This window comes from Pelagibacterium sp. H642 (assembly GCF_031202855.1).
Lineage (GTDB): Bacteria > Pseudomonadota > Alphaproteobacteria > Rhizobiales > Devosiaceae > Pelagibacterium.
Genome location: NZ_CP101830.1, coordinates 319,521 through 335,614, shown reverse-complemented (window position 1 = coordinate 335,614; position 16,094 = coordinate 319,521). Strand labels below are relative to the sequence as shown.

Genomic DNA, 16,094 nt, shown 5'->3' with positions numbered 1-16,094 from the left:
GACACGAGCGACCTGGATGATGCAGGTCGGGCTCGATGTGTAGGGGCGTCGAATGTGATCGGTGTATCGGTAAGGACCCTCCATGGCCAACTTAATCCCGCTGACAGTAGAAGGCGCGGCTTTCGCGTAGCACACACAAAGCCGCTCGTTCCTTTGCAAACCTGTGGGACGCGAATTCGGAGGCCTTGAAGGCTATGGTGGGTGTGACAGGGATTGAACCTGTGACCCCTGCCGTGTGAAGGCAGTGCTCTCCCGCTGAGCTACACACCCGCTCGGCATGTCCTTTAAGGGACAGTGCCAGCGAAAGGTCCTTGCGTAAGGACCGCCCCGCCGGAGCGGGGTGAGAGAATAACCAAGCACCAGCAATTCGACGCCGGTCTCTGGGCTCAAACGCCCGTTCTCTCGATAAATCCCACCAGCGGCGGAATGTGGGGCGGATACACCACAAAAGCCGGCTAGGGGTCAATAGATTTTTGCTTCTTTATGGCCGCCTCCCGCCATCGCCTGGGTCAACAAGGAGGGCCAAAGTGCTTCCGTGCCGATCAGACCAGTGCGTGTTGAAAAGGCATGTGGCCAGCTCTCAAGACTGCGCTCTCGGCTTTTTGATAGGACACGCAAAGGTTTGTCACCTTGACATATCCGCCAATCGCAGCAAACCGTGCCCTGAGCAGACCTCTCAGGGCACGGGTCGGAATGAAAAGGTGGGCACAGATCAAGATCAGGTTTGACTTAGATTCAAGACACCAGACGTGCTGAGGCCACCAAGACCGAGGAGGCAACAGGCGCTGGGTACAAGGCTACAGCGCGTTAGCGCGTGCAGTGGCTTTCCGAATTTTTTTTGGACTAGCAAAGTGCATTTTGACCGAGACGTTGCGTTGCCTGCCGGCCAGCAGGAAACTTGCCTCTTCCACCAAATTCCAAAACATGTTGGACCAAGGCTCCTCACCCGAAGGGGTGGTGTGGTGCATTCGATTCGGCACCCTGGAGAGATGACCTTCAAGTCGGATGGAGATTTTTTCGCCATCGTTTTCTCCCCGGTGCCTCAGCTCGAGGCGCGCTTGGGAAGCGATAAGATGTATGTATTCGATGCTCCTGTCGGCACCCTCATCGTCAATCCTGCCAATGTCGAGAGCGGTAATCGCTGGAACACCGTGCGCGAGAATTTGACAGTAGGGTACGAGCCCGGTCAGCTCGCCATGCTGGCTGAACAAGAGTTCGGTCAGCAGAATCTGAAATTGGAGCCGCCCGCTTTCGGTCATGTCGATCGACGGGCCCTTGCGATATCGCATCTCCTTAAGGACGAACTTGCCTCACGGACCCCAAGCGAACTCTATATCGATTCGCTGATCACGGTTTTCGGTATCCATATGATCCGGCACTATTCCGGTGGGGGAAGAGCGATTCCACGATCAAAGAGCGTTGGTGGCTTGTCGCCAAAGAGTGCTCGGCAGGTGCAGGAGTACCTGCGGGAGAAGCTTTCAAGCAGGGTATCTATCGCCGAGCTCGCGAGGCTCTGCGAACTCTCACCGAGCCGCTTCATCGTTGCATTCACCAATACGTTTGGTGAGCCGCCGCATCGCTACCTTCTGAAACTACGTTTGGCTTTCGCGGTGGAACTGCTTGCCAGCACCGACCTGCCGATCGCCCAAATTGCCCCAGCCAGTGGGTTCTCGAGCCAGAGCCACTTGACGACAACGATGCGTAAGCATCGCGGGGTAACTCCGGCCCAGCTTCGTATGAAACGTGGCAGCTAGATGTCCACCTCGTCATAGATGTGGCCGATTTGACACAGTCGTAACACGTTATGCTCAACTTGTAGTACGTTCTTGATATTTCGCAATTTCCTGAAATACCCGGCTTGAACCAAGTGGCCTTGTAGACCCTCTGGAGCAGATCCGGTGTCCGGGGGCAGCTTCGCTGAGCATGTGTTGCAGCACGCCGGGATTTTAAGATTCAGGCGACATGTTTTCGGCGGCGCGTAGCACAATGCGACGGCCCTCGTCAGCGGATGGCTGACATATAGGGGCCACTATGGACAAGCCGGCTATTCTGCCAGCGGCGACGCGCTGCTTTTCCCGCAAATTCCGAGTGACGGTGGCCGCTTCTCTGGCGGTTCTTTCCGCACTCTTTACAGGTGGCGCCTTGGGTGCGGATGCACCGGCACATGCGTGGCCATCGACGATCACCGGTACCGGCAGCGACATTGGCTCCACCCGCACGTTCGCTTGGACAAACAGCCCCTACGGTAATCCGGGCGTATCGGCAATCCAGACCATAACCTCGCGGGTCAGTACACCGTCGGCGGCCGGCTGCGCGCTAATGGGCGGAGCCGGGACGGCATCGAACCTCAACAGCTTTTCGAACGTCACCACCTTCATTGAGCCAGACTTTCCTGCTCGCGGACTGGTAGCCAACAACTGTCTGGAGGGCGGCAACGGCTATACCTCGAGCTTCGTTTTCAGCAAGCCGGTGATCGCGCCAATCTTTCACGTCTACAATCTCGATGCATCGCGTATGGCGATCTCAGGCACGAGCACTACGGGCGCCGCGATTGGCCTGCAGACCGTCGTCAAGAACAATTTGATGGATGTCAGTGGCACGACGCTGAACAACACGCTGCAACCGGCAACGCAGAACGGCTGCAACAATAACACCGGGACCGACACCACCAACGGCGCCTGCGGGTCCCTTCGGCTGACGGCGGCCTCGGGCCTCATTCAGTCGCTGTCGCTGAACAATAACGCAACGCCTCCGACCGGGACACCTACCGGCTTTAATGATGGCTTTGCTTGGTCCGTCTCCTTCCCCACTGCGTCGCTGACCAAACAGTTCAGCCCGGCCTCGATCAATGCGGGGCAGACGAGCCAACTCATCTTCTCGATCACCAATCCGAACCAATCCGCTTCGGTTACGCTCACGCCGCTCGATTTCACCGACAACCTGCCGACCGGCGTGACGGTGGCCTCAGCCATCACGACCAACAATGGAAGCTGCGGCGCACCGACCGTAACTGACGGCTCGGGTGGGACCCTTACGGTGGGTAACACGTCTATCCGCGCCTCAAACATCAGCGTCGCGCCTGGAACCACTTGCACGATCAGCGTGGCTGTTACTGCAACGGCCGACGGTGAATACACCAACGATGCCAGCAACATGTCGACGAATGTTGGTAACTTAATCCCGGGGGGCAGCACGACGTTGACAGTGCCCGCGCCGGTTGACCTGGCAATCACCAAAGACGATGGCGCGGCGACGTTCACGCGTGGTTCCGATCTCACCTATACTATCGTCGCCAGTAACAGCGGCCCCTCGGATGCGACGGGCGCCCAAATCAGCGATCCGCTACCCGCTGGTATTACCACTGCTAGCTGGACGTGCGGCAGTGCGACGGGGGGCGGCGTGTGCGGCGTGGCGAACGGCACCGGCCCAATCAACGCGACCGCCGATCTGCCTGCTGGCTCCTCGGTTACCTTTGCGCTCGAAATGACAGTGCCGGCCGATTATCCCGGCGTTACCTTGACCAACACGGCGGTCGTGACCGCACCTACGGGAGTCACTGAGGCAGACGAGAGCAACAATACGGCAGCCGACACGAATTCGTTGTCGCCGCCGCAACCCAGCTTCGGCATGTGCGACTCGCGCATGTTTTTGGCGCAAAACCGGCCCACGGGGCTCTACCAATTTCAGACGTCGTCCAACCCCATCACCGTTCAGCCGGTTGGATCGACTTCGTCGTACACCTACAATGCCGTCGCCTATAATCCGAGCGACAACTACCTGTATGCGATATCCGCCTCGAACAATCTTCTGCGCATCGGTAGTGATGGCAGCGTGGCGGATCTGGGCACGGTAACGAACCTGCCTCAGGTTGTCGGTCAAGAATACAATGCGGCTGAGATCGCACCGGACGGCAGCTTCTACGTTCGCACGAACGCTGTCTATAACGGACTGTACAGAATCGACCTGGCGACGAAAACGGCCGCTGCCATTCCTTTGAGCCAGACGCTCTCAGTTGCCGATTTGGCATGGCACAATGGACTGCTCTATGCGGTCGACAATCAGAACTTCACCCTCACGCTCTATGCGATCGATCCCGCGAACGGTCAGGTTACCTCCGTGGGGCCGACGGGGTTGGCGACCAGCGGGTTCGGTGCGCTATTCGGTGCCAGCAACGGCCTTTTCGGGGGCTTGAATGCTGGCGGTTTCTATCAGTTCGATCTGACCACTGGCGCGGCGACGCTGATCTCGGATCTGCCGGGTTCTAGCAACAATGACGGCGCCAAATGCGCTATGTCGCCGATGGAATTCCCTGTCGATCTCGAGATCGAGAAAGACAATGGCGTCACCACTTACACGCCGGGCCTGGACACCACCTACAGCATTGTTGTGAGCAACAACGGGCCGTTTGGTGTTTCAGGCGCGCGGGTGCAGGATTCACTTCCTGCGGGCGTCACCACGGCCAACTGGACCTGCGGCAGCGAGACCGGTGGTGCGATCTGCGGTGCGCCGAGCGGCACGGGCGGGATCGACACGACGGCCAGCTTGCCAGCTGGCAGCTCCGTCACCTATGAACTCAGCCTCGGCGTGCCCGCTAGCCAAACCGGCAATTTCACCAACACCGCGACGGTGACCCCGCCGGCTGGTTCGCCGGACGCCGACATGAGCAACAACACGGCGAGCGATACCGACAGCGAATTGCCCCCGCCCACTTCCGGCATGTGCTCGCCCGTGCGCATTCTGGGCAATACGACGTTCAGCACTGCACCCATGCCCGTCACCGGAACGGTAACGAAGTCCGGCGCTCCCAATGGATGGAATCCCGACAGTCCATGGTCAACCTACGGCGGGAATTACACTTTTACCTGGACTTTCGCGCAGCCTATCCCGGCGAACTGGATCGAGTTTGCCATCGGTGATGTCGGCGCGGATGTGTATAGAACCACGCCGCCCAGAATCACCATTGGCGTCGCGGGAGGCTCGGCAAATGCGGCCGACTTCTCTCTCGTGCCAGGCTGGAGGTCCGACGCATGGGGCCAGATGCTCTGGAACCCCTCGACGGGTGTGCTGAGCTACGATCCCTCGGGAGAACTTAGGCAAGCAGGTGCGTTGCGAGGAAACTCTACTGACACCCTCACCTCTATTACGCTCACGACCAGCAATATTGTTTCCGGCGATCATGTTTCCAACGCACTCTATGTGCGCCCGTCGTGTTTGACGGTTTCGAAGGTGAGCGAGGATGGCACGGGCAGCTTCCAGATCGACATGACCAATGTCGTTGAGGCAGATGGTGCTGTGGTGCCGAGTACGACGCTGACCACGACGACGGCGGGGACTTCGGTTTCCTCACCGGCCTATAATGCAGTTCCGGGCCGTGAGCTTATCCTGAGCGAGGTTGTTCCGGCAGGATGGGACGCCGAGTCTGCGATCTGTACTGATCAGAACGCGGGTGTGACGGGCAATCCGACGGTTATCGGGGCGTTTTCATCGCCAGCGATTTCCATTCCTGCGGCCAATGTGCGGCCGCAATCTGACATCCAGTGCCGGTTCACCAATGTGCCTGGTGAGCCGGTTGTGAGTGTTGCCAAGGAGCTGGTTGGCGAGAGCATCACTGTCAACGATGTTGCCGAGCCCGGGGAGGTCCTGACCTATGAGGTGACGATCACCCATGAGAGCGGGGCCGCGTTCAGCGATTTCGAGTTCATCGAGAACATTCCCAACGGCGCGACGATGACGCGTGTTGTGGGGGCTGATGGGTTCACCGACCCGGTGGCCGGGGCTTCGACTGTGCTTTTGACGGTGCCCGAGGTGCCGGTGGGCGGGGAGGTTGTGGTTACGATCGACCTGACGGTTGCCGCCCCCATTCCGCTTGGGATTACCGAGATCACCAACCGCATCAGCGGCGGTGATGTGCCGGAGGATTGTACGGATTGCTCGGTGAGGACACCGACCCCGCCCTATGAGCCGCAATCTCCAGAGACGATGTCGTGTTCGACGTCGGGCTCATACTTTAACACCGCGTTTGACGGCGCTGGCGGGATGAAGACGAGCGGCTTTGACAATTACTGGCAGGTTGCTCTGACGCCGACCCCGGTGAGCGGTCCGCCGCCGTCGGGCCTGACCTGGGGCGGTGCGTCGGTGGTGAGCAATCCGCCCGCGGTGTACATGACCTCGCCGTTTGGCAATGCGAACTGGATATCGAACAGCTCGACCGCGACACATCCAACTGCAGTCAACTACGACATTTTCTATCGCTACCAGTTCAACCTGGACTCGGCCGTCGATCCGACGAGCCTTGATCTGGATATGACATTTTACTCGGACAACGCTGTTTACGAGGTCTGGGTGAACGGGGTGGCCCAGGGGGTCCGCTCGAACTACGGAGCTTCAGATCCCTATTTTTATGCTGGCTTCAATGCGGCGGGCGGAGCCGATGGCTCGCTGAGTGGCGCCTGGCGGACAGGTCTCAATGAGATCATTGTGCACATCAAGTCCGGCCCCGGGGCCCAGGCCTTTATGGCGCAGATCAACACCGAGGCGATTTGCCAGCCCAAGCTGACGCTGCGCAAGCAGGTTATCAACGATGATGGCGGTGCGGCCAGCGTTGCGGACTTTGTGCTCCGGGCCAGTGGTCAGGCGCCACTGACCGAGGTGATCGAAGGCCCGATGGGCGCTTCGGCGGTGACCAATGCCTCGGTTCCGGCGGGCACCTATGCGCTTAGCGAGGATAATCTGTCCGGCTATGCACCCAGCCTTTACAGCTGCGCGGTTGATGGCGGTACAGCCACGCCGCTTGCCGACAATGAGTTGACGCTGGCCAATGGTCAGAACGCCATCTGCACGATCACCAATGACGACTTTGTGCCCGAAAAGGCTTTGACGGGCGAAAGCGGGGTGATTGCGGATGTGGCCGAGCCTGGCGAAACGCTGACCTATACGCTGACGCTGACCAATGATGGCGAGAGCCCGGCGGTCTATGACCTTGTCGACAACATCGATGACAACACCAGCTATGTGGCGGGATCGACGCGGGGAACGGCCGGTGCTGCTGAACCCAGCGGGACCGATCCGTTGAGCTGGAGCGGGACCATCGTGCCGGCGGGCAGCTCGGTCACTGTGGTCTACGACGTCCTTGTCGACGATCCGCTCGATCCGGCCGTGACCGAGATCCGCAATGCGGCCACCGAGGATTGTGCGGTCAATCCGGGGGCGTGTGTGACGACCCCGGCATCGGGGACGGCAATCCCGTCCAAGGCTTTGACCGGGGAAAGCGGAACCATCGACGGCCTTGCCGAGCCGGGCGAGACGCTGACCTTTACGGTGACGCTGACCAACAGCGATGCCACCCAGGCCGTCTATGACCTGGTGGACAACATTGATGACAACACGACCTATGTTGCTGGCTCGGCCACGGTTGATGGCATTGCCCGCGAGCCTGTGGGCAGCGATCCCATCACCTGGGACGACATCATTGTTCCGGCCAACGGCACTATTGAGGTCATCTATGATGTGCTCGTTGCTGACCCGCTCGACTCATCTGTTACCGAGATCAGGAACGCGGCGACCGAGGATTGCGGGGCCAATCCGGGGGCGTGCGTGACGGTGCCGACGGCCGAGCAGGCCGATCTGGCGATCACCAAGACCAATGGCAGCGACACCTATGTGCCGGGCGCTAACCTCGACTACACGATCGTGGTCAGCAATAACGGCCCGGCCGATGTTGTGGGCGCGCTGGTCAACGACCCGCTGCCGAGCGGCTATTCGAGCGCGACCTGGTCATGCAGCGCCGCCACTGGCGGGGCGTCGTGCAGTACTCCGAGCGGTTCGGGTGCGATTGTCGATGTTCCGGTGGATCTGCCGTCGGGCTCGTCAGTGACCTTCACGCTGTCCCTGCCGATCGCTGCCGATACGACCGGCGAGATCATCAATCCCGCGACAGTGACAGCCCCGCCGGCTACATTCGACACCGATCTTTCCAACAACACCGCCCGAGACCGCGACGTCTATCCGCTGGTCGACATCAACAAGACGCTGTTTGCTGAGGATGGGGATATCGAGGATGTGGCCGAGCCCGGTGAGACGCTCACCTATAGGCTGGCCATCGAAAATCGTGAGCCCTTCGAGGTCACCTACGATCCGTTCGACAACCTCGACGACAACACCAGCTATGTGGCGAACTCGTCGACGATCAATGGCGCGCCGCGCGAACCTGACGTGGTGGGTGATCCGCTCATCTGGCAGGGTGTCACCATCGGCATCGGCGCCACGGTTATCATCGAGTATGAGGTGACTGTCGCCGACCCGCTTGACCCTTCGGTTACCCAGATCCGCAATGCGGCGACCGAGGATTGCGCGGCCTATCCGCAGGCCTGTGTGACGACCCCGACGCCGGGCGCTATTACGCCCACCAAGGATCTGACGGCCGAGAGCGGAGCGATCGATGGGGTGGCCGAGCCCGGTGAGACGCTGACCTATACGGTGACGCTGACCAATGGCGGGGCCGGTGCAAACCTTTATGACCTTGTCGACGATATCGACGACAACACCAGCTATGTGACGGGGACGGCGAGGGTCGATGGGGTGGCAAACGAGCCCTCTGGCACCGATCCGCTGACCTGGGACGCGATCCTGGTGCCTGCGGGCGGCAGCATCGATGTTGTTTACCAGGTGGCGGTTGCTGACCCGATCCCCGATGGAGTGACCGAAATCCGCAACGCGGCGACCGATAATTGCGCGGCCAATCCCGATGCGTGCGTGACGACCCCTACCCCTGGCCCCATCACCCCTTCCAAGGATCTGACGGCCGAGAGCGGGGCGATCGATGGGGTGGCCGAACCCGGTGAGACGCTGACCTATACGGTGACGCTGAGCAATGGCGGGGCTGGAGCGACGCTCTATGAGCTTGTCGATAACATCGACGACAACACCAGCTATGTGGCGGGATCGGCGAGCGTCGATGGGGTGGCGACCGAGCCCTCTGGCGCTGACCCGCTGATCTGGGATGCGATCCTGGTGCCTGCGGGTGGCGCTATCGATGTTGTCTACGAGGTGACGGTCGCTGACCCGATCCCCGATGGGGTGACCGCAATCCGCAACGCGGCGACCGACGATTGCGCGACCTATCCCGATGCGTGCGTGACGACCCCTACCCCTGGGGCTGCGGTGCCTTCCAAGGCCCTGACGGATGAGAGCGGGCTTGTCGATGACGTGGCTGAGCCGGGCGAGACGCTGACCTATACGGTGACCCTGACCAATGCCAGTGGGTCGGCAGCGCTTTACGACCTTGTCGATAACATCGACGACAACACCAGCTATGTGGCGGGGTCGGCGCAGGTTGGCGGGGTGGCGCGCGAACCGGTTGGGACTGATCCGCTCAATTGGGACGACATCGTCGTGCCGGCTGGCGGAACTGTTGCGGTTGTCTATCAGGTGATTGTTGCCGATCCGATCCCCGATGGGGTGACCGAGATCCACAATGCGGCCACCGATGACTGTGCGACCTATCCTGATGCGTGCGTGACGACCCCGACGCCGGGGGCTGCGGTGCCCTCCAAGGCCCTGACGGGTGAGGACGGGTTGGTGGCGGACGTGGCCGAGCCGGGCGAGACGCTGACCTACACGGTGACCTTGACCAATGCCAGTGGGACGGCAGCGCTTTACGACCTTGTCGACAACATCGACGACAACACCGCCTATGTGGCGGGGTCGGCCCGGGTTGACGGGGTGGCGCGCGAACCGGTTGGCACCGATCCGCTGAACTGGGACGACCTTGTCGTGCCGGCGGGCGGCACAGTGGAGGTTGTTTACCAGGTCGTGGTCGCCGATCCGATCCCCGATGGGGTGAGCGAAATCCGCAATGCGGCCACCGATGACTGTTCGGTTTATCCCGATGCGTGCGTGACGACCCCGGCCTTGGGATCGGCGGTGCCTTCCAAGGCGCTGACGGCTGAGAGCGGGATTGTCACGGAGGTGGCCGAGCCCGGTGAGACGCTCACTTACACGGTGACCCTGACCAACAGCGGATCGGCTGCGGCGCTTTATGACCTTGTCGACGATATCGACGCCAACACGTCCTATGTGGCGGGTTCGGCCAGCGTTGACGGGGTGGCGCGCGAGCCCGATGTGGCGGGCGATCCTCTCGAATGGGCCGACATTCTGGTTCCCGCTGGCGGCACGGCGGAAATTGTCTACCAGGTGACGGTGGTTGATCCGATCCCGGCGGGGGTGACCCAGATCGGCAATATTGCTTATCGCAGGGGCACGCCACCACCCGATTGTGAAACCACACCGACGCCAGGCGGATGCGTGATCGTGCCGGTTCCCGGCAGCGTGGTGCCCTTAAAGGCCCTCACTGACGAGAGCGGGATTGTCGATGATGTGGCCGAGCCGGGCGAGACGCTCACCTACCGGGTCACGCTCACCAATGAGGGCGCCGGGGCGGCCGCTTACGATCTGGCCGACAACATCGACGACCACACCACCTATGTGGCGGGATCGGCAACAGTTGATGGCAGTGATCGGGAGCCCGATACGATCGGCGATCCGCTGATCTGGAACGAGATCATCGTTCCTGCCGGCGGCAGTGTGGAGGTTCTCTATCAGGTGGTGGTGGACGACCCGCTCGATCCGGGCGTCACCGAGCTGCGCAACATCGCCTATGATGGCCGCAAGCCCGAGCCCAGTTGCGAGGACGTGCCCGACCAGTGCGTTGTCCTTGATGCTCCCGCGCCCGAGCTCGAGCTCGAAAAGGCTGGTGCCTTCGAGGACGCCAATGGCAACGGTGTCGCCGATCCGGGCGAAACCATTCGCTATACCTTTACCGTCACCAACACCGGCAACGTTCCGCTGGCCGATGTGGCGCCGGTGGATGGGGGCCCGACCTTCAACGACGAGCCGGCCCAAGAGGTCCTGTCGGCATTCGATCCGGTGGGTGCAACCATCGAGCCGGGCGAGGAGCAGGTCTTTACCGCGACCTATCCGCTGACCCAGATCGATATCGACAATGGTGCCGGGGTCGAGGACGGGGTTGAAAACACCGCGACGGCAACCGGCTATGCCTTTGGCACCCGGATCACCGGTCTGCCGGTGGAATCGGCAGAAAGCACGGTCGCCGTGGCGCTTCCGGCTGCCCCGAGCGAAATCACCGTGATCAAGATCGCCGATATCCGGGTGATCCGGCGTGGCGAGCAGGCGGCCTACACAATCCGGGTCACCAATGCTGCCAGTACCCCGGCTCGGGGCATGACCGTCACCGATACCTTGCCCTCGGGCTTCCGCTTTGTGGAGGGCTCGGCAATGATCGGAAACGTTGCGGTTACCCCAACGGTCCAAGGGCGCCAGGTCATCTTCGAAAATGTCGAGGTTCCGGCCAATGGGGAAATCGAGATCCGGTTGCGCACCCTGGCGCTCAGTTCGGCCGGACCGGGCGAACACGTCAATCGTGCCGGAGTGACTGACTCGACGGGCCGCCAGCTTGCCCCCGAGGCAACGGCCACTGTCGAGATTGTCGCTGAGCCGGTGTTCGATTGCAGCGAAATCATCGGGCGCGTGTTCGATGACCGCAACCGCAACGGCTATCAGGACGAGGGCGAGCCGGGCCTGCCGGGCGTGCGGCTGGCCACGGTCAATGGCGAATTGATCACCACCGACGCCCATGGCCGGTTCAGCGTGCCCTGTGCGGCGCTGCCCGACCAGCGGATCGGCTCGAACTTCATCCTCAAGCTCGACATCCGCACCCTGCCCACCGGCTATCGGCTGACGACGGAAAATCCGCGCGTTGTGCGGCTGACCGCCGGCAAGATGACCGAGCTCAACTTCGGCGCATCGATCGGCCGGGTCGTGCGTCTCGACCTCCAGGATGGGGCTTTCGAGCCTGGCCTCGTCGACCTGCGGCCGGAATGGGAGGGAGGCATCGACGATTTGATCGGCTTCCTGGCCCAGGAGCAGTCGGTGCTTCGCCTCACCTATATCGAGGCGGGCGCAGATCCCGATCTTGCCCAGGATCGCCTCGAGAGCCTGCAAGCGCTTATTGCCGAGAGGTGGCGAGCGACATCGGGTCAATACCGGCTTGAAATCGAAATGCGTGTGGAGACGGGCCAATGACCTCCAGTCGTGCAAAGATCCCCAGTCGGCTCGGTTTGCCCTCATGGGGGTTGCTATCGGGCAGTGCGCTGACCACTGGCGTGCTGCTGGCCGTCCCTGCGCTGGCGCAAACCAATCCCTGCCCTACCGGCGACTGCCCTGCCCAGGTGATTGGCCAGGCCCAGTACGCCAGTCAGGTGGGGACCCTGCCGATCGGGGAGAACACCGAGGCCGAATCTTTGGCCGATGCGGGTTCCATTCCCTTCATGATCAGCGTCGATGGCGATACGGTCGAGGAAAGCACCGTGCTCGATCGCCCGGTCGATGCGCAGCGGCGGACCGATCTGGGCCTGAGCGCTGTCGATATCGGGGTCAAGTTCGACGGGCTCGATGCCGAGCCGGTGCTCAATGTGGTGACCGAACCGCGCCAGGGCGGCGGCCAGGAAGGCGATACGATCAGTTTTGCCACCTATGCCAACTATCCGGGCTTTATCGCCCGTGCCGAAATCCGCATCCATGACCGTGAGGCCGGGCCCAGCGCGGCACCGGTCGCCATCGTTCCGGTTGCCATCAATGGGCGTGCGCAATGGACGGTTCCTGCCGAGGCGGAACGTTTTGGCTATGTGCTCCGTGTCTATGATGGCCGGGGCGCCTACGATGAAACCTTGCCCGCCCCGCTTGTTGAGCGACGCGCTGGGCTCGACGCCTCGGGCCGGCTGGAGACCTCCGAGCTTGATGAGGATCGCACAGGGGTCCGCAATATCTCGGTTTATGGCGGAGCGGTCACTGTCTATGGCCACAGCGTTCCGGCGGGATATGCCGTCCAGGCTCTGGGCGAAACCATTGCCGTTGATGCGGAGCGGGCTTTTGTGACCCAACGCATCCTGCCCCCGGGCGATCACTCGGTGGACGTTGCCCTTGTTGGCGAGGGGGGCAAAAGCGCCCTCCAGTTCACCCGCGAGATCAACATCCCTTATGACGATTGGTTCTATGTGGCGCTCGCCGATCTTACGGTGGGGGCGCGCACGGGCGACGATATGATCGAAGCGGTGCGTCCGGGCGAATATGATGAGGTCTGGTCCACCGGTCGGCTGGCGTTCTATCTCAAGGGCAAGATCCGGGGAGAATATCTCCTGACCGCTGCCGCCGACACCGGCGAGGAAGGTCTGGGGCACCTTTTTGATCGCATGGGTGAACGCAATGCGCGCGACCTGCTGCGTGGCCTTGATCCGAGCGAATACTACCCGGTCTATGGCGACGACTCCACCATTGTCGAGGATGCCCCCACCGACGGGCGGTTCTATCTGCGTCTCGAGCGCGGTGACAGTCATGTGATGTGGGGCAATTATCAGACGGCCATCGAGGGCACCGAGTTCTTGCGCTCGGACCGCACGCTCTATGGGGCCAACGCCGTCTATCGCTCCGAGGAGACGACAAGCTTTGGAGAACGGCGCACCCAGGCCACGGTCTATGCTGCGCTTCCCGATACGCTGCCCCAGCGCGAGGAGTTCCAGGGTACGGGCGGATCGGCCTATTTTCTGCGCCGCCAGGACGTCTCGGTTGGTTCAGAAACGCTCACCGTCGAGGTGCGCGATGCGGTCTCGGGGCGCGTGGTGCAGCGCCGGGTGCTTCAGTATGGGGTCGATTACAGCATCGACTATCTTCAGGGCGTGGTCATTCTCAAAAGCCCGCTGGCGTGGATGACCGGGACCAGTGGACCGGTGCGCGATGGGGCGATCGGTGGCAACAAGGTCTTTCTTGTCGCCCAATACGAGTTCGTGCCTGCGGCCGATGACCTTGATGGCTATGCCTATGGGGGACGGCTCCAGCACTGGTTTGGCGATCATCTTCGGATCGGGGCGACGGGGATGAGCGAAACCACCGGGCCGGCCGATCAGACAGGAATTGGCGCCGATATTGCGCTGCGCTATTCGCAAACCTCGTTCCTTGAGGCTGAAATCGCCCGCTCGGAGGGACCCGGCTTTGGCCTCTCGCACTCGGTGGACGGTGGTCTTTCCTGGGGCGAGGATGGGACTGCAGGGATCGCCAGCAGATCCGCGATTGCCTGGCGGCTGGCCGGCCAGATCGATCTGGCCGATCTTGGGGTGACCGGTACCCAGGGGACGGTTGGAGCTTACTACGAGAACAAGCAAGAAGGGTTTTCCACCCTCACCCAGCAGATCCACACCGATCAGTGGCTGTGGGGTCTTGATGCCGACATCGCCTTTGAAAACGGCGTCGAACTGGTGGCAGGCTATGACGACTACGAGGATGGTGAAGGCCAGATCAAGCGCAATGGCGATTTAAGCCTTGCCTTCCAGCTTGACCCTTATTGGAACGTCTCGGCTGGGCTGAGCTACACCGAACTCATGTCCCCCCGGGCCATTGCATCGGGCCGGTCGGGCTATGACGGGTCCCGGCTCGATGCTGGTGTGCGCATCGAACATCACTTGTCCGAAGACACCATCCTTCATGCCTTTGGTCAGACCACGCTTGCCACCTCGGGCGATATCGATCGCAACGACCGGGCCGGTGTGGGCGCCCAGGTGCAACTGACCGATACGGTCGGGCTTACCGGTGAAATATCGTACGGCACGCACGGGCTGGGCGCGCTTTTGGGCGCCACTTACGACCCCAATGCCGATGAGCATTATTATATGGGCTACCGGCTTGATCCGGCGCGGGCCTTCGACATTGGCGAAACCTTCGATCTGATCGGAGACGACGGGGGCACCGTGGTGTTCGGGCTCAAGCGCAGGCTCGATGAGATCGCCTCGACCTATGCCGAAAACAGCTACGATATGTACGGCAACAAGCGCTCGCTGACCCAGACCTATGGCGTGCTGCTGACCCCGGATTCGCTCTGGACCGTTGATCTGGGTCTTGTGGCCGGGCGGGTCGAGGACAGCACCACCGATCCGGTCACCGGTCTTGAGCGGGCCGACTTCAATCGGTACGCCCCTTCGCTGGCGATCAGCTATGTGGACGAGCCCGAGGGCATCGCCGCCCATGCGCGCGGGGAGGTTCGGATCGAAGAATCCTCGGACGGCACGCGCAACCAGAACACTTATCTTTTTGCCACGGGCCTTTCGTGGCAGACCAGTGACGATTGGCGGCTTCTGGCCGACTTCGATGGGGTCTTCTCGGATTCGACCTCGGACAACTCCGCGTTCACCGACACCGAATATGCCGAAGCCTCGATTGGCTATGCCTACCGTCCCGTCGAGCATGACCGGCTCAACGCGCTGTTCCGCTACACCTGGCTTTATGACCGGCCAGGCGGCAACCAGTTGATCAGCGGGGTGACGGGCGACAGCCTCGCTCCGGCCCAGCGCAGCCATATCCTGTCACTGGACGTCAACTACGACCTCATGCCCTGGCTCACGGTCGGGGGCAAATATGGCTTCCGCTACGGCGAAGTGCTCAACCGGGCCACCGATGACACCGGCTTTGTCGATGACTGGCACCAGTCGTCGGCCCATCTGGGTGTGCTGCGGGCCGACGTCCATGTGGTCAAGAACTGGGACCTTCTCCTCGAGGGGCGGGTGATGCACATGCCTGAGGCCGAAACCACCGATTATGGGGCCTTGGCCGCCGTCTACCACCATCTGGGAGACAACTTCAAAATCGGCCTTGGCTACAACTTCGGATCCTTCTCGGACGATCTGCGCGACCTTACCCTCAATGACCGCGGCGTCTTCCTAAACCTGGTTGGCAAATTCTAGACAACAGCAGCTTGGGAAACGGTGCTAGCCCGGGTGCTTCCTCCTACTCCGTTTCCGAATAGGGCTTTGGGTGGCTGCGGTCACTCAGGAAAGAACAGACTTTCAGGTCAATGTCTGATGGGCATTTGCGGGATGAATGTGGAACTCCAGGCCCCCGCGCAGGCGCGTCAATACTGGGCACTGACATCAGAATAGGGTGAACGCTGCCATTTAGCGCCGCGGGCTGAACGGCGCCATCCGAGTATCCATGAGTTATAGAATTTGCATCTATCGCTCACAAAATTGGCCTAT

3 protein-coding genes and 1 tRNA gene are annotated in these 16,094 nt (G+C 61.4%); 3 read left to right on the top strand and 1 reads right to left on the bottom strand.

Going from position 1 to position 16,094, the window contains the following annotated elements; genetic code table 11:
- Positions 1-195: 195 nt before the first annotated feature.
- Positions 196-270: transfer RNA gene (locus NO934_RS19750), tRNA-Val, on the bottom strand.
- Between the two features lie 719 nt (positions 271-989).
- Between NO934_RS19750 and NO934_RS19745 the strand changes: the two genes are divergently transcribed.
- From NO934_RS19745 to NO934_RS19735, 3 genes are all read left to right on the top strand, one after another.
- Positions 990-1,754: an AraC family transcriptional regulator gene (locus tag NO934_RS19745; RefSeq protein ID WP_309163898.1), complete on the top strand. Its 765-nt coding sequence runs from the start codon at positions 990-992 to the stop codon at positions 1,752-1,754.
- Between the two features lie 277 nt (positions 1,755-2,031).
- Positions 2,032-12,099: a DUF6923 family protein gene (locus NO934_RS19740; protein ID WP_309163897.1), complete on the top strand. Its 10,068-nt coding sequence runs from the start codon at positions 2,032-2,034 to the stop codon at positions 12,097-12,099.
- Entirely contained in the window at positions 12,096-15,803 is a 3,708-nt protein-coding gene (locus NO934_RS19735; protein ID WP_309163896.1) for a TonB-dependent receptor, read from the top strand. The genes NO934_RS19740 and NO934_RS19735 overlap by 4 nt, the downstream gene beginning before the upstream one ends.
- Positions 15,804-16,094: the final 291 nt, after the last annotated feature.